Source organism: Pseudomyxococcus flavus (genome assembly GCF_050038885.1).
GTDB classification, from domain to species: Bacteria; Myxococcota; Myxococcia; order Myxococcales; family Myxococcaceae; genus Myxococcus; species Myxococcus flavus.
Genome location: NZ_CP143624.1, coordinates 2578501 through 2594976, shown reverse-complemented (window position 1 = coordinate 2594976; position 16476 = coordinate 2578501). Strand labels below are relative to the sequence as shown.

Here is a 16476-nt window from a genome sequence, read left to right as displayed (position 1 = left end):
CCCCAACCAACCTTCCTGGTCGTCGCTGATCCAGTTTCAAGCCAACTCCAATGACCCAGATATTGGCAAGGCCCTAAAGCATCGCTGGAAGGTCAGGACCCGGCCGCCCAGGTCCACCACTGACCTGCAAAACAAGGAGACCGCCAACCCGACGCTGCAGCTGAGCAGTGGCAATGACATTGGCAACTGGTCCGTGGAGCTTGAGGTCGATGACGACGAAGGGGAGATGAAGACGTTCTCGTACAACTTCTCCGTTCCCAACGTCCCTCCCAGCTTCGAGGTCACGAGCTTCTCCCAGGTCGTGGTGGGCAATCCCATCACCCTCGGGGTCACGACGACCACGGATCCGGATGGAGGCGAGCTTGAGTTCGTCTGGGACATCCTGGAGGCGCCCAACCGGACGCCCCAGTCGGGCTACTCCACCGAGCCCAGCCTCTCCATCCATACCACGGGTGCCGAGGTGGGCACATGGCGCTTCAGAGTGACGGCCACGGATGACGAGGATGAGCCCGCATCGGCCTCGGAGGAGGTCACCGTCGAGGTGGTCAATCGCAAGCCTCGGATTGCCCTCTCGGGGACGCCGCGCGTCGCCGAGGGCAGTCCGCTCCATGTCGAGACGTCGGTCCTCGAGGATGACGACGGCGGGTGGCTGACCTTCACGTGGGAGGTAGTCCAGGCACCGACGGCGGCGGGCGTGCCGTTGGGGACGGTGCTCTCCACCCAGGCGACGCTCGACTACACCGTCCCGGCCGGGACGTGGATCTTCCGCGTCACAGCCACGGATGACGAGCAGGAGTCCGTGTCGGAAGAGTTCACCGTCCTGGTGGATGGGCTGCCCCACGTGGCGTTCTTCAACCCGCCGAGCCAGCATGTCATCGGCTCCGGTCCCCTGGTGCTGAACGCGAGCCTGTCCGAGGACCCCGATTCTCCGTGTCCCGAGGATGTGAACCGCTGCCATCTGAGGGATGGCGGGTTCGCGACCGTGTCGCAAGGCATCACGAGCTACGCGTGGTACGCGAGCGTGGGGGGACAGCCGCTCCTGCCCATTCACACGCTGTGGCCCCACATCAACGACAGCGGTCCGGTGGTGACCCTGGGGGCCAATGACTTGGGGCGTGGGACCTGGCTCTTCGAGTTGCGCATCTTGGATGGAGAGGGCAATCCAGCCTCCTCCCAGCTCACCGTTAGTGCAGTCTCCCCGGACACTCCCCCCTCGCCGAGCGTGGCCGGCCCCCTGGTACGGCCCACCGTCTCCCTCGCGGGCGTGACGCCCGTCCACATCGGAGTGGATGGCTCCCAGAGTTTTGACCTGGATAACACCTTTGAGGAGCAGCCCCCCTCCCCAGGCCTGGGCATCAGCAACTACCAATGGCTCGCCATCGGCCCGCCGGGCTGCCCTCCGCCGACCCTGCCGAGCGGCCCGGGCGTTTCCGCCGTGCTCCTCTTCCCCGCGGGCTCCATCGTCCCGCCGGTTTGCCAGGGCACGTGGACCGTCCGGCTGACCGTCACGGACGACGATCCGGCCGCCCAGCAGAGCATCGCGACGACCAGCTTCGCCATCGGCAACTGCGCCGACCTGGCCTGTCTCGATACCCCCACCGCGTCGAGCCCGAGGCGCATCCGCGAGGATGCGCCGTCGGGCGTGCTCGTCGCGATGCACGTGGACTCGGCGTTCTATGATTCGCTGCTCTTCTCGATGGGCATGTCCGTGCGGGTGGACTTCATCCCGACCGGCACGTCGACCCCGGTCTTCAGCACGACCACCCCAACGCTCGACCAGACGAGCCGCGGCCAGGTGCTCTACGCCTTGTGGAATGGATCAACCTCCGATGGGAGCCGCGCGGCGGGGACGTTCGACGTCGTACTCTCCCTCCAGACCGCCAGCGGAGACCAACCCCGCGTGGCCGTGGGCTCGGGCGCGCTCGTCCTGGAGGACGTCAAGACGCAGGTTCTCGCCTTGAGCGACCGGCGCGTTCAGTATGAGCGCCTCGAGCAGCCGGGAGGCAGCGCGAACTTCCAGGTTCGGCTGTCGGGCCTGCTGCCCTCCACGCCGGTGGACTCCATATCGTGGAGGGTGAAGGACGAGGCGGCCACCGTCCGGGCCTCGGGGACGCTCTCCGGGAGTGGGGGGGCGAGCCAGACCGTGGCCTGGGATGGACGCTCTGAGGGCCAGGTCGTCCCCGCAGGAGAGTACACCTTCGAGGCGCAGGCCATCCGTAATGGGGGCTCGCTCGGCTGGAGCCCGGCGCATGCCTTCACTGTCTTCAGCTTGCGCGCGGACCCCATCGTGACCGCCCCTGCGGCTCCGGATGCGCTCCCGGAGTGGGTGCATCTGGAGCGCACCCTTCCTCCGTCGGACGTCAACGCCTCGAACTTCGGCGAGCGGCGCCTGAAGATGAGCCCGCTGGAGCTGCGCGTCACCCCGCTGGCTGAGGGCGCAAGCGTGATTCTGGCCCAGGAGAGCGGTCCCGCGGGACTGGTGGAGTTCTACGAGAACGGCTCCACCTACGCGCCCGTTACCCTGCCCCGGCAGTGGGCGGCGGCGAACCAGGGCTCCGTGGAGGCGCGCCTGCTGGCCTATGGCCGGGGCACCGTGGGAGACGCGGTCTTCACGCTGACGTACATGCAGGGCTCGACGAAGGTGGGCGTGGCTCGGGTTCGCTACCGCCTGGGCATGTCCCCCGCGGCGGTGGGCATGGCCGAGCCGCTGTATACATCCGGCTTCCGGACCGTTCGCACCGTGAATGAGGGCAGTCCCATCCAGGCCGCGCTCGACCGCACGCGCCACCGTGAGCGCGCGGGCCGCCGTGCCCAAGTCTACCTCGTCGCGCACCGGAGCGCGGCGGAGTGGGCGGCGAATCCCGCCCTCACAGACGTGACGGGGGCGCCCAAGGAGCTCACCGTGGGGGCGGCGAGCGCTGCGCTCGATGTACTGACGCTCTGGGCCAGCGCGTCCCGGGGCGAGCACGGCAGGTACGACGTCGTCTACGACTTTGGAAACTTCGCGGACTCCGCCGACGCGTTCGTGGGGAACGGCCGGCTGGATCCGGGCGACATCCTCGACAGCCCCGACGGGCGCGCCGCCGTCGAGGTCGAGGCGACCTATCTGGCTGCTGGCGGGCTTCCCACCACGACCATCGAGTATGGGACCGGCCTGGGGACGCCCCGATTCTCGGCGCACCTGCCTGGGGACTGGGATGGCGTGCAGGCGGGCGGCTTTGACTTCACCCTGCATGGCCGGCTCGTCTATCCCACGGACCTTTCCGTGCCGAGACCGCTGGTCGTCTTCGCGCACGGCAAGCACATGCCCCGGCAGATCATCTCCAGGGGCGACGGGTCCTTGCCGCCCAAACGCTTCCAGATGGGCGATGACATGACCTCGGATGAGAACTACCGGGGGTATACATACCTACAGCAGCACCTTGCCTCACGGGGCTACATCACGGCTAGCGTCGATCTGGATTCCATGCACGGCAGTCCCCAGCTTGGCTACCCGGGCGTGAAGGAGAACGCTTTCGCCATCCAGGCCCGTGCGTGGATCATCCTGAAGAACATCGAGCTGCTGGTACAAAACGCCCAGGCCTCGGCGCTCGCGGGCCGGATCGACACCTCCCGCATCTACCTAGTGGGCCACTCGCGGGGTGGTGAGGCCATGGTAGTGGCATGGAACCACCTCAAGCAGCTGTCGCTGCCAACGCGGCCGCCCGGGGCGATTCCGCCGGGCGAGACGCTGTCCGGTATCTCGGTGGAGGGCATCAAGGGCATCATCAGCCTAGCCCCCGTGTCACTGGCATTCGACACATACAAAGACGCCATTCTGCCCACCCAGACGCCCCTGCTTCTACTCTATGGTTCTGCGGACGCCGACGTGAAGGGCGTGTTCCCCGGACTCCAGCCGTTCATCCACTATGACCGGGCCCTAAGCGACCGGTTCGCCATCCGCATCGAGGGGGCCAACCACAACTATTTCAACACGAGCTGGGGCTACAGCGATGCGAGCCAGCAGCCGCTCTTCAAGGGCGTGGACTCCACGTCGTTCATCTATGAGAACAAGGCGCTGGATGTTCCCATGGGCGCCGCCAGCACCCTGCTGACGGGAGACGAGCAGCGGAGCGTGGCTATGGCCTACGTGACGGCCTTCCTGGAGGTGGTGGAGCGCGGCGATCGCGGCGCGCGCGAGTACTTCCTCCAACCGCCCACGCGGCTCGCGCCGCTGGGGGTTCCGGCCCGGGTGCGCATGTATGCGCAAGCCCAGCTGCGGCTGGGCGTCAACCGGTTCACCCTTGATGACTTCGAGACAGCCACCGACGAGGACGAATCCAGCTCGGGTCAGCTGGTGGCCTTCGAGCTCGAGGACGTGAACGAGGAGGCACTCTATGACGAGATCGACATCCAAAATCCCCTGGGCGAGAGTGAGGGCGAGGAGAATAACCGCTTCTTCCAGGCCACCCGGGGCGTGCTCGTCTCCTGGACGGGGAGCTCATTCTACGAGCAGCACCTGGCGGCCGCCCAGAGGGACCTGCGGAGCGCCAGCAGCCTCAACTTCCGGGTGGCTCAACAGCCGATGCATGCCCTCACCGGCACGGGGGGCGTGAGCTTCCGGGTGCAGCTGGTGGATGCCGCCGGTCGAGCGGAGACAGTGTCCCTCCAGGCCTTCACGCCCATCGCTCCCATCTATCCCTCGACAGTCTGGATAGGGGCGGGCGGGCGCTACCTGGACAACGGCCAGGAGAACCCCAAGGTGAGGCCTTTCACGGCCACGGCGGCGGCCTTCCAGACTTACCGGCTGCCGCTCGCGGGCTTCGGCATGACGGCCGCCAACCTCGATCTATCGCAGATCGCGAAGGTGCGCTTCCAGTTGGGGGATGCTGAAACCAGCCAGGGCCGTGTGGCCGTGGACGACTTGGAGATTGAATTCTGATGGTGCGCTCGCTGCTGCTCTTCCTCCTCCTGCTCGCAGGAGCCTGTTCCAATAGTGCGTCCACGGTCCCGGCAACGGCCCATCCGCTCCGATCCCTCAACTCGGGGCTCGGAACACTCATCTCCGTCGAGCCCGTGCGCATCGAGGAGGGGTTCCAGGTCTGGCGTCAGGGGACGCAGCTCACCGTCCAGGACGGTCTGCTGATCCGCCTGGATGGCCTGAACGGAAGTGACTTCCTCGCCCAGGCCGGCAACCCTCCCATGTTCGTCCTGGGTGATACCATTGGCGTGACCCTGGCGCAGCCCCTGGTAGACGGCAAGGCCATCCTCCTGATGCACTCCCCCCCCGCCGACACGGAGGCCCCCCTCTGGATGACGAACTCGGACGTGTTACCCCACCGGCTGCAGGGGACCGCGCTGGTGTCGGCGCAGCAATCAGCCCTGGCCGCCACCGCCACCAGTGGGCTCAACATCCAGACGCCTCCGGCCAGCGTCCCACGGACGGTCTATCCCTCGCTCCCGGCCCTGCGGCTCACGGTGCTGAACCTCATGATGCCCCGGGAGGTATGTGCGCTGGTGAGCAAGGAGTGCGGAGTGGCGCCGCGCACCCAGTTCGGCATGATCGACTGTGGCGCCTGCGAGACAGGAAAGGTGTGCACCAGCGAGAACCAGTGCTGCACGCCCAGCACCTGCGAGGCCCAGGGCCGCAGTTGCGGCACCACCTCCGATACCTGTGGCAACAGTCTGGAGTGCGGCACATGCGCTGCCGGGCAGGTCTGCACGAGCGCGGGGGCCTGCTGCGCGCCCAACACGTGCGCCTCCCTGGGCAAGAACTGCGGCTCCGTCTCCGATGGCTGCGGGGGAACGTTGGACTGTGGCACCTGTCCGAGCGGGCAGACGTGTGGTGGTGAGGGAGCCGCCAACGTGTGCGTTTGCACCAAGACACCCCAGAGCACCGCCTGCGCGGGTAGGGAGTGCGGAACTGTCTCCGATGGATGTGAGGGCAGCTACAGCTGCGGGACCTGCCCCGCCGGAGAGGCGTGCGCCATGCCCTCTCAGATTTGTGGCGTGCCGGGCACGTGCGAGAGCGGTGGAATCATGATCTGCAACGATCTCTGGTGCCACTGCGAATCCGGAGAAGACAGCATGCCGTAAGGTGAACCGGCCCCACGTCATCGGGCCAAGCCCATCGCCCTGCTTCCCATTTCCCGGGAAGCAGGGCTGGACTCGCCAGCACGGCATCCAGCGGCTACGCCAGCTCCGCGTCCAGGTTCTGGGCGGCGCAGGAGCCGCGCGTCGGCTGGGCGCCATGCAGCGCCAGCGCAAGGTAGGCTTGGTGGCGCTGGTGGAGTCCAACGTGGCCGCAGCGACACCCGTGCCGGGTACGCAGACAACGGCCTTCGCCAACGACATCGCGTTCACCGGCCAGAAGCTGGTGAGCGTCCCCCGCTTCCGTGGCTCTCCCGCACTTTGTGTGGAGCACGTCGTGGATAGAGGACCACGGAGATGGCTGCTCTTCCGCTTCCCCTCCGAGGGAGTGCTGATGCCCAAGTCAGCGAAAGGAGGGTCCGAATCCGGATTTCCCTGCGTTCGTGGCTCGATTGGCGGCTTGCCGTGTCTGCCCATTCCTCCGACGGGCACCACACAAAGTGCGGGAGAGCCACCGAAGTGGGTGACGCTCACCTAGCCCTGCTGACCCGTCGAGGCGCCGCGAATTGCTCAGTCGAGCCGGTCGTGCGAATCGGCTTCGCCCCGCTTCCAGTAGGACGCGGCCTTCACCCACGCGGCGGGGTGCTTGTGCACGCTGACGACTTTATCGCGGACCGCGCGAGCCACGCTGCTCTCCGCGGCAATCCAGACGAAGCCCTCGCCCTTCGGCCATGCGAAGTCACGCAGGGCCTGGCGCAGCGTTCCGGCCACGTCTTCACCCTTGGTATCTCGCGCGAGCCAGTGAGGGCTCCACCGCGCCTGCGTCTCAAGCGCCTGCTCCTCGGCCGCTGAGGCCACGCTGATGAGCCCCGTCACAGGGACGCCTGCCCGCAGTTCCTCGAGCTTGCGACCCAGGGCGGGGAGCCCGGCCTCGTCGCAGATGAGCAGGTACCAGTCGAAGTCGTCTGGGACGACAATGGAACCGCGCGGCCCGCCAACCTCCAGCTGCGTCCCGGGCTTCGCGTTCCGGACCCAGCGCATCGCGGGCCCGTCCGCGTGCATCGCGAAGTCGATGGTCAGCGTCCCCTTCGACGCATCGAACCGGCGCGGCGTGAAGTCGCGCATCGCATCTCCGAAGAACAGCTTGATGTGGTCATCGAAGGCGGGACTCGCGAAGCCCTTCAGGTCCTCGCCCGCGAACTCCACGCGCGTCATGCGCGGAGACAGCGCTTCCACCTGCGTGACGGTCAGGGTGCGTCGCCGCAGCTCATGCCTCACCCGCTGGAACTCGTGTCGGTTCATCTCACAGCCTCTCAATCTTCTTCGCTGCCTCGTCGATGATGTCGGCGACCTGGAGCAACGTGTCCTTGTCCCGTCCGGCGGAGAGCGACTGGCGCAGGACGGCCTTCAAGTTGTGCATGGCCCGCCATACCGGCCCGGACTCGTTCCACGCGTTCTCGTCTCCGAGCAGCTGCAGCCGCTTCAGCGAGGCCTCCGCTTCCTTCCTGGTCTCGCTGGCCGCAGTCCGTCCTTCCTCGGTCAGCGCGAAGACCTTGCGCGCGCTCCCAGTGCTGCTTGCCTCGACCTGTCCCAGGTCCTCCAGCATCGTCAGCAGGGGGTAGATGACCCCGGGGCTCGGCGCGTATGCACCTCGGGTGAGCGTCTCGAGCTCCCGGATGAACTCGTATCCGTGCCTTGGCTTCTGCTCGAGCAGGTGGAGCAGGACGCTCCTCAGCTCACCGGGCTCGAACATGCGCCCTCGCCGTCCTCGGCCGCGCTCCTCACCCCCGTCTTCGTGGGCGAACGGGCCGTGGTGTCGACCGCCGCCCCCTCCGAATCCGCGTCCGCCGCCTCGATGTGTCCCGAATTTATCTCGCATATCTACGATATATCTTGAGACTTCTGGCTTCGCAGCGCAAAGCGCAGGTCCCAGAGTGGAAGGCGCACGCGCGAGCCCATGCTGTCTTCCCGGAAGGCGAGCAGACGGCCTCGGACGGCGGACGTCCCGCGGGCGTCCACGGAACGCACCGTCCGATGTGCCCGGATACGGCAGACACGGTCGCCCCCGTGGAGCCCAGGAGCAGGATGGATGGGGCAGGAGGCGGTGCTTGGGTGTTTGGACGGAGCGCGACGGAAACAGCGACCCTTGGGGGGCGAAGCGGTCAGGGCCGCTGAGGGGGCTTGGACCTCAACTCCTGCGCTGCGCTCCGCCTTGCTTACCCCGTGCGGTGCAAGGGCGCAGCTGCAGCTGCGCCTGCCGTGCTGGTACGTACGGAGCGTGGGCGCAGTTCAGGCTGCGCGACGTACTGGAAACACGTAGCGCAGACCTCAGCTCACGCCGCGTTGGCGGTGATGGCCGCGAGCTGCGCGTGAGCGGGCCTGGAGCGAGCCGGGTGAGGCGCTGGCGCGTCATCATTCGCATCCGTGGCATCCGAGTCCCCCGCCGCCTCGGACGTGGCCGCTTCCTCCGCGCGGCCCTTGCCACCCAGCGCCTCCACCCAGCCCTCCAGCAGGTCCATCAGCGCGCTGCGCTGCTCCCCCTCCAGCGGCATCAGCAGTCGCGCCATGCGCTCCTGGACGACGGCATCCGCCTGCTCCGCCAGCGCGCGTCCCTGCTCGGTGAGTCGCACCCGCACGCGCCGCCGGTCATGCCGCACGGAGCGCTCGCGCTGGACGAGCTGCGCATGCTCCAGCCGGTCCAGCAGCCGGCTGAGCCGGGGCGGCGCGATGCCCCCGAGCCGCTCGGCCAGGATGTTCACGGGCAGGAGGCTCTCGGCCTTCAGCCACCAGATGGCCTGGACCTCCATCGGGTCCAAATGGGAGTGAGGTAGCGCGCCAAGGGGGCTGTTCAATGCGCCGCAGCGCGCTACGTCGATGAGCAGGTTCTTCAGCCGTGCCACCTGCACCCGCACTTCCGCCGAGAGCTCGGACATCCTCGTTGCCTCCGTCTCTCGGGCGTCACGGCTCCTCCGGCTCGAGGAAACCCTGACAGCCCGTCATCACAGGGGGCGCTCTCGCCCGCCTGGGAGCATCAACGTCGAGGCACGGAAGGCATATCGGACCCACCGAACGAAATCGCGGGGGGCGGTGGATCACCCCCTGGCCGCGGGCGGCCGTCAGGCGCCGCTGGCCTTCTTGCGCTGGGCCTTCGCCTTGGCGTGTGCCTTGTCGAAGCCCTCGTAGAAGCGCACGGCCTGCTCGCCCACCATCTGGATGTGCTGGTTGTTGAAGTAGGCGGTGACGGGCGCGGCCACCAGCGGCATGGCCCGCCCCAGCGTGTGCATGCCGCCCTTCTCCAGCAGCATGGCGGCCAGCTTCCCCAGCACCTTGGGGCCCGCGCGGTGCAGGGGCCCCAGGCCGTTGGCATAGCCGAACAGGTCCAGCATCTCCCCGCGGGCCCGCTCTGTCTTGAGGTTCACCTTGTAGAGGGTGGCCACGTCCGTGAGCAGGATGATTTGCAGGTACGCCATGAAGAGCAGGTCCGCCGGCAGCGCCACCAGGCCGAACACCCCGCTGACCCCGCCCACCATGCTGGCGAGGTTCTTCTTCTCGTCGACGATGCGCTGGGCCAGCTCCCGCGGCGGCGCCTGCGGGTAGCGCTTCTCCAGGGCGGCGATGCGCACGCGCGAGCGCGCCACCTCCTGCAGCACGATGTCCGACAGCCGCGCCGAGCCGAGCTTCTTCAGCTCCGCCGGAGTCATCTTCTTCATGAAGGCCAGCCGCTCGGCCACGCTGTCGTAGAGCCCCATTCCTCAATAACCCCGCTCGGCCAGGTAGAGGTCCACCAGCGCGCCCTCCTCGTACCAGGCGTGCCGCATCTCCACGTTGAACCAGCGCGAGTCCGGCTTGGGCCCGCGCACCTCCAGCTTCACCTGGTTGGGCGACGTGTCGATGATGGCCGCGCGCGCCTTGCACGCGGCGCCGGGCTCCTCGCCGTACCCGCCCTCGAGGCAGACCTCGTCACCCACCGACAGCCGGCGGGTGTACTCGGTGGCCAGGTACAGGGCTTCGTCGCAGGAGGTGCGCACGGAGGCGGGCAGCTCCTCGCACCGGTTCTTCGGAGGCGCCTTCACCACGGGGATGACCCCGTAGAGCGGGTCGTCGTTGTTCGGGTCCGGTCGGAAGGCCCCCGTGCCCGTACACCCCGAAAGCACCAGCGAGAGCGCGCAGGCGCCCAACCACGACTGCCTCATCGTTTCGACTCCTCCGGAGCTCACAGCCCCAACCTTTAAGGAAGGGGGGAGCATGGCAAAAGGCGCTCGATGGGGCAAAGCAGCCGCAGGGACGGCCGCTCAGGGCCTCAGGCCGAACGGCGCTGCGGGCCCGGAATCTCCGTCGTCTGCCCGGGGACGATGCGGTTGTCCTTGTCCACGAACACCACGGTGGGCTTCCAGCTCGCGACCTCCGCCTCCTCCACTTCCGCGAAGGTGGCCAGGATGACCAGGTCGCCCGGCTTGTTCAGGTGCGCCGCCGCGCCGTTGATGCAGATGACGCCGCTGCCGGCCTCACCCTCCAGCGCGTAGGTCTCCAGGCGCGTGCCCTGGGTGACGTTCCAGATCGCGACCTTCTCGTTCTCCACGATGTCCGCGGCGCGCAGCAGGTCGCGGTCGATGGTGACGGACCCCTCGTAGTCCAGGTCTGCCTGGGTCACGGTGGCACGGTGGATTTTGGACTTGAAGAGGATGCGACGCATGGGTGTCTGGACCTTGGAAAAGCGGCAAGGACGCCCCACCGTAACGTCTGGGGCGCCCTGGGACAACCCTGTGTTCAGTTCCCCCCGCCCGCAGTGCAGGCAGGCGTCACTTAACGAAATTGAGGAGCTGATTGAGGCTCAGGGGAACACTCTGGGATTCCGAGGTCAGCTTGCCATCCAGGCGAACCTGCGCATTGCCGCCCGAGCGCAGGGCGAGGGCCGCGTTCGCCGCGCGGGCGAAGTTGATGGTGAGCGGCAGGGTGACCTCCTTCGTCCCGCTGCCGTCCAGCTTGCCCAGGTTGCCAGTGGACAGCGTGCCCACATCCGCGCCCGCCACCTTGAGCGCGCCGGTGATGCCTGACACCGGCAGCGGGAAGCTGTTGCGGTTCGTAATCGACAGGGGGAACTCCACGGTGGCGCCGGAGAGGCTGATGTTCTTGATGCGAGGCGCCTGGAAGGAGACCTTCGGAATCTTGGGGACCTCGAAGGTGCCTTCCTTCTCCAGCGGGAAGCTCAGCACGCCGATGGGCGTCTTCACGCCCAGGGTGCCCTGGGCCTTGAAGGCGGCCTTGTCCTTGTTGAGGAACGTCTCCAGCACGGGGACGATGTCCGCGAACTTCACGTTGGCGGGGAAGACGAGCTCGCTCTTGCCGTTGGCCTTGAGCGACAGGCCCGAGCGCGGCTTGCCGGCCACCACCTGCTTGCCCTCCACGAAGAAGGCGTAGTCCACCTCGGCCAGGTTGAGCCCGAAGCCGTTGGGGTTGTTCAGCTCGTAGACCAGGTCGATGGTGGCGTCGGACAGCGAGGCGTCCGAGAGCCGCGCCGTCTTGAAGGAGAGGGTGGGCTTCTTGAACGCCCCCTTCAGCATGTTCTGAAGGGTGGCGCAGCCACTGAGGGTGGAGAGTCCAAGGACGGCCAGGACGAGAAGGGCGCGTTTCATGGTGGGCATGGGCGTATCACCGGACGACCCCTTCCGGCGTGGGATTCAATCCGCCGCCTCCGCCGAGGGGGGCGGATATACCCGGGCAGGATGTGGGTGGTATGTGGCAGGCCTCTCGTACCTGGCTGGAGGCACCCGTGTCTGGGGCTCGTGCACACATCTCCTCCCATCTTCCTCCCTGGCGTGCCCTGGTGCTGGCCCTCCTGGCCGCGGCGTCCGTGTCCTGCTCGAAAGGAGGGCAGGACCCCGCGGAGCGGCGGACGCTGTCGCTGAAGCCCTGCCGGCTCGAAGGGCTGGCCACGCAGGCCCAGTGCGGCACCTACGAGGTCTTCGAGGACCGGGCCGCTCGCACGGGCCGCAAGATTCCCCTGCGCGTGGTGGTGGTGCCGGCGCTGGCGGCGCAGCCGCAGCCGGACCCGCTGGTGCTGCTGGCGGGAGGGCCGGGCCAGGCGGCGTCGCGCTCGACGCAGGTGCTGATGGCGGTGGAGCGCATCCGCCGCAAGCGCGACATCGTGCTGGTGGACCAGCGGGGCACGGGGGACTCGAACCCGCTGAACTGCAAGACGGACTCGCCGGAAGAGCGCCTGTCGGCGCGCCTCGATGAAGGCGACGCGGCGGCGGAGCTGCGCAAGTGCCGCGAGGGCTGGGACGCGGACGTGCGCCACTACACCACGCCCATCGCCATGGATGACCTGGACGAGGTCCGCGAGGCGCTGGGCTACGAGAAGCTCAACCTCTGGGGCGTGTCCTACGGCACGCGCGCGGCGCTGGTGTACATGCGGCAGTACCCGGAGCGCGTGCGGACCGCCATCCTGGACGGCGTGGCGCCCATGGGGCTGTACCTGCCGCTGTACGCGCCCCGCGACGCGCAGCAGGCGCTGGACCGGCTGCTGGCGAACTGCGCGGCGGACGCGGCGTGCGCCAAGGCGTACCCGGACCTGCGCGCCCGGACGGAGGCGTTGCTGAAGGCGCTGGAGGCCGAGCCCGCGCGCACGAAGGTGGCGCACCCACGCACCGGGGTGATGGAGGAGGTCGCCCTCTCGCGCCGCGTCTTCCTGGCGCAGCTCTTCGCCCAGCTCTACAGCCCGGAGGTGTCCTCCCTGGTGCCGTTGATGCTGGACCGGGCCACGCAGGGAGACTGGGCCCCCTTCGTCGCGCTCAGCGTGGGCCTGTCGGAGAACATGGGGCGCACGGTGAGCCAGGGGCTGTACTTCGCCGTCGTGTGCGCGGAGGACGCGCCCTTCTTCGACGAGGCCGCGGTGGTGCGCGAGTCGCAGGGCACCTGGTTCGGTCCGACCCTGGGCAAGGAAGTGCTCTCCATCTGCTCGGACTGGCCGCGCGCGACGCTGCCTCGGGACTACCGGGAGCCGGTGGTGTCGTCGGTGCCCACGCTGCTGCTCTCGGGAGAGCTGGACCCGGTGACGCCTCCGGCCTGGGCCGAGGAGGCGAAGCGCACGCTCTCCAACAGCCTGCACGTGGTGGTGCCCGGCGTGGGCCACAACACGATTGGCGCGGACTGCGCGCGCACGCTGATGCTGGACCTGCTGACCCAGGGGCGCGTGGAGGGATTGTCGCCCGCGTGCGGCAGCAAGCTCACCCGTCCTCCCTTCTTCACCTCCTTCGCTGGCCCTGTTCCCTGAGGACACGCGCGACATGATTGAAGCCAGGAACCTGCACAAGCGCTTCGGCAAGACGGTGACGGCCGTGGAGGACGTGTCATTCACCGCGGAGGACGGCGTCATCACCGGCCTGCTGGGGCCCAATGGCGCGGGCAAGACGACGACGATGCGCATGCTCTACACGCTGGTGAAGCCGGACCGCGGCACCGCGCTGGTGGACGGCGTGGACGTGGTGCAGCGGCCCGAGGAGGCCCGGCGGGCGCTGGGCGTGCTGCCGGACGCGCGCGGCCTCTACCCGCGCCTCACCGCCCGCGAGCACGCGCGCTACTTCGGCGAGCTGCACGGCCTGTCCGGCGCCGCGCTGGACAAGCGCGTGGACGAGCTGCTGGACCTGCTGGACATGCGGGACATCGCCGACCGCCGCACGGAGGGCTTCAGCCAGGGCCAGCGCGTGAAGGTGGCCATGGCGCGGGCGCTGGTGCACGGGCCTCGCAATGTGCTGCTGGACGAGCCCACCAACGGGCTGGATGTCATGAGCACGCGCGCGGTGCGCACCCTGCTGCGGCGGCTGAAGGACGAAGGCCGGTGCGTGGTGTTCTCCAGCCACGTCATGCAGGAGGTGGCGGCGCTGTGTGACCGCATCGTCGTGGTGGCGAACGGGCGGGTGGTGGCGGACGGCACGCCGGACGCGCTGCGCGCGAGCACCGGCAAGGACAGCCTGGAGGAGGCCTTCGTGGCCACCATCGGCACGGACCAGGGGCTGATGCAATGAAGGGGCTGTCCTTCTCCGTCTTCCGCAAGGAGCTGAAGGACCACCTGCGCGACCGGCGCTCGGTGCTCACTTCGCTGGCGTGGCCGCTGATTGGCCCCGTCGTGTTCATGGTGATGTTCAACATGCTGGCCTCCTGGTACCGGCAGGACCGGCCGTTGGCGCTGCCGGTGGTGGGGCGCGAGCATGCCCCCAGCCTGATGGCCTTCCTGGAGCGCTACGGGGCGCAGCTGGAAGAGGCGCCGGAGGACTACGAGGCGCGCATCCGGGCGGGCTCGCTGGACGCGGTGCTGGTGGTGCCGGACGACTACGCCGAAGCGTACTCCGCCGGGCGCACCGCCGAGGTGCAGCTCGTGGTGGACACCTCGCGCCAGTCCGCGCGCCAGTCGGTGCTGCGCGCGCGGCGGCTGCTGGAGGCCTACGCGGAGCTCCTGGGCAACCAGCGCCTCTACGCGCGCGGCATCGCGCCGGAGCTGGCCACGCCCGTGCGGGTGCAGGAGGCGGACCTGTCCACGCCGGAGCGCACCGCGGCGGGCCTGCTCAACATGGTGCCGCTCTTCCTCGTCATCGCCGCCTTCGCGGGCGGCATGCAGGTGGCCAGCGACGCCATGGCCGGTGAGCGCGAGCGCGGCTCGCTGGAGCCCCTGCTCCTCAACCCGGCCCCTCGCGGCGCGGTGGTGACGGGCAAGTGGCTGGCCACGGTGGTCATGGCCGTCGCGGCGGTGTTGATTACCCTGGTGGCCTACCTGCTGGTGGTGCGGCGCGTGCCGCTGGAGGACCTGGGCGTGAAGGCCCGCTTCGACGCGCCCGCCGCCCTGGGCATGGCCGTCGCGGTGCTGCCGCTGGCCCTGGCCGTCTCGGCCGTGCAGCTGTGGGTGTCCACCTATGCACGCTCCTTCAAGGAGGCGCAGACGTACCTGTCCCTCCTGATGGTGGTGCCCATGATGCCGGGCATGGTGCTGGCCCTGTCGCCGCTCCAGCCGAAGCTGTGGATGTTCGCGGTGCCGGTGCTGGGCCAGGAGGTGCTCGCGGGCGAGGTGATGCGCGGAGAGCCGCTGGGGGCGCTGCCCTTCCTCATCGCCGCGGCGTCCAGCCTCCTGCTCACGGTGCTGTCGCTGGCCATCACCAGCCGTTTGTTGACCCAGGAGCGCATCGTCTTCGGCCGGGGCTGACGGGGCCCCCGGCGCGCCGCCGTTGCGTTACGCTCCACACAACCTCCCAGGTGCCACTGTCGGCGGGTGGCACTTGGGCGGTGGCCTGACATGACAGCCACGCGCCTTTGCCTTCCAATGGGGCCAGATGAAGCCAGAGCGAGACGCCTTGTTCCCTCCCGCGCCAGCCTCCGTGGCCACCTCCGGGGGGGAGCCCCGATTCGGTACCTACCAGGGTGAGCTGCCCGAGGTGGACCTGCCTCGCCTGCAGGGGCAGTGGGCTCCAGGCCGCGCCACGCGCCTGCTGAAGCGCAAGCGCTGGCACTACACCTTCGCGGCTACGCCAGAGGTCGCCGCTCTCTTCGCGGTGGTGGACCTGGGCTACACGTCGAGCGCCTTCGCGGTGGCCCTGGACCTGCGCGAGCGCCGGCCGCTGTGTGACGTGAGCTTCCTGGGGACGCCCGGCCCCATGGTGGAGCTGGGCGACAAGCCGGGACAGGGTCTCAAGGCCTCGTTCCGGACCCTGGGCGGACGGCTGGCGGTGCAGCGCGGCGTGGACGACGAGCGCTACCGGGTGTCGGTGGACGTCAGCCGGCTGCGCACCGGGAGCCTCCAGTCCTTCCAGTGGGAGGGCGACCTGCTGGTGGCCGGCGGGCCGCCCGCGCTCACGGTGGTGGCGCCGGTCGAAGGTGACGGGCTGGTGAACGTCACCATGAAGAGCAATGGCCTGCTCACCTTCGGCAGCCTGGAGGCGGGTGGGAAGCGCTTCCGGTTGGACGGGGGCGTGGGCGGCATGGACTACACGCAAGGCTACCTGGCGCGGCACACCGCGTGGCGCTGGGCCTTCGCGGCGGGACGGCTCGCGGATGGCACGCCGGTGGGCATCAACCTCGTGGAAGGCTTCAACGAGGGCAACGCGGACGCCAACGAGAACGCGCTGTGGCTGGGGGACAAGCTGTATCCGCTGGAGCGCGCGCGCTTCGAGTACGACGCGAAGGAGCTGATGGCGCCGTGGCGGCTGGTGACGGTGGATGGCGCGGTGGACCTGCGCTTCCAGCCCTTCCACGTGCACCGCGAGGAGCGCAACCTGCGCCTCGTGGTGAGCCACTTCGCGCAGCCGGTGGGCTTCTTCAACGGCACGGTGCGCGTGGGCAGCCGCACGCTGGAGCTGTCCAACGTGCCCGGCGTCACCGAGGACCAGGACATGCTGTGGTGAGGTGAGGGCCCGCTGGCGT

General features: G+C 68.7%; 13 protein-coding genes. 6 read left to right on the top strand and 7 right to left on the bottom strand.

Features of this window, described 5'->3' with window-relative positions:
- Positions 1-193: 193 nt before the first annotated feature.
- Both VZL07_RS10940 and VZL07_RS10935 read left to right on the top strand, forming a co-directional pair.
- Positions 194-4921 (top strand): hypothetical protein, encoded by a 4728-nt coding sequence (locus VZL07_RS10940; RefSeq protein WP_426755441.1) that lies wholly within the window; start codon positions 194-196, stop codon positions 4919-4921.
- Positions 4921-6075, top strand: coding sequence for a hypothetical protein (locus VZL07_RS10935; RefSeq protein ID WP_426755440.1), 1155 nt, complete (start codon positions 4921-4923; stop codon positions 6073-6075). Before VZL07_RS10940 ends, VZL07_RS10935 begins: the two co-directional genes overlap by 1 nt.
- A 564-nt stretch (positions 6076-6639) precedes the next feature.
- Here the strand turns inward: VZL07_RS10935 and VZL07_RS10930 are convergent.
- The 7 genes from VZL07_RS10930 to VZL07_RS10900 form a co-directional block, all read right to left on the bottom strand.
- Positions 6640-7371 (bottom strand): siderophore-interacting protein, encoded by a 732-nt coding sequence (locus tag VZL07_RS10930; RefSeq protein ID WP_426755439.1) that lies wholly within the window; start codon positions 7369-7371, stop codon positions 6640-6642.
- A gap of 1 nt (position 7372) precedes the next feature.
- Positions 7373-7822 (bottom strand): PadR family transcriptional regulator, encoded by a 450-nt coding sequence (locus VZL07_RS10925; RefSeq protein WP_426755438.1) that lies wholly within the window; start codon positions 7820-7822, stop codon positions 7373-7375.
- 580 nt (positions 7823-8402) lie between these two features.
- Positions 8403-9002, bottom strand: a complete 600-nt coding sequence (locus VZL07_RS10920; protein ID WP_426755437.1) for a MarR family winged helix-turn-helix transcriptional regulator — start codon at positions 9000-9002, stop codon at positions 8403-8405.
- Between the two features lie 183 nt (positions 9003-9185).
- Positions 9186-9818, bottom strand: a complete 633-nt coding sequence (locus tag VZL07_RS10915) for an EcsC family protein (protein ID WP_426755436.1) — start codon at positions 9816-9818, stop codon at positions 9186-9188.
- A gap of 3 nt (positions 9819-9821) precedes the next feature.
- The gene (locus VZL07_RS10910) at positions 9822-10262 is read right to left on the bottom strand and encodes a hypothetical protein (protein ID WP_426755435.1); all 441 of its coding nucleotides are present in this window, start codon (positions 10260-10262) and stop codon (positions 9822-9824) included.
- Between the two features lie 107 nt (positions 10263-10369).
- Entirely contained in the window at positions 10370-10762 is a 393-nt protein-coding gene (gene panD, locus VZL07_RS10905) for an aspartate 1-decarboxylase (RefSeq protein ID WP_426755434.1), read from the bottom strand.
- A gap of 106 nt (positions 10763-10868) precedes the next feature.
- Complete coding sequence (locus VZL07_RS10900; protein WP_426755433.1) at positions 10869-11711, bottom strand: LEA type 2 family protein; 843 nt, start codon at positions 11709-11711, stop codon at positions 10869-10871.
- Positions 11712-11803: 92 nt separating this feature from the next.
- On the opposite strand from VZL07_RS10900, the gene VZL07_RS10895 reads away from it, so the two are divergent.
- The 4 genes from VZL07_RS10895 to VZL07_RS10880 all read left to right on the top strand — a co-directional run bounded on the left by VZL07_RS10895 (position 11804) and on the right by VZL07_RS10880 (position 16457).
- Positions 11804-13342, top strand: a complete 1539-nt coding sequence (locus tag VZL07_RS10895) for an alpha/beta hydrolase (protein WP_426755432.1) — start codon at positions 11804-11806, stop codon at positions 13340-13342.
- Between the two features lie 13 nt (positions 13343-13355).
- The gene (locus VZL07_RS10890) at positions 13356-14093 is read left to right on the top strand and encodes an ATP-binding cassette domain-containing protein (RefSeq protein ID WP_426755431.1); all 738 of its coding nucleotides are present in this window, start codon (positions 13356-13358) and stop codon (positions 14091-14093) included.
- Positions 14090-15262: an ABC transporter permease gene (locus VZL07_RS10885; RefSeq protein ID WP_426755430.1), complete on the top strand. Its 1173-nt coding sequence runs from the start codon at positions 14090-14092 to the stop codon at positions 15260-15262. Before VZL07_RS10890 ends, VZL07_RS10885 begins: the two co-directional genes overlap by 4 nt.
- Before the next feature lie 127 nt (positions 15263-15389).
- On the top strand, positions 15390-16457 hold the full coding sequence (locus VZL07_RS10880) for a DUF2804 domain-containing protein (RefSeq protein WP_426755429.1): 1068 nt from the start codon (positions 15390-15392) through the stop codon (positions 16455-16457).
- Positions 16458-16476 lie beyond the last annotated feature (19 nt).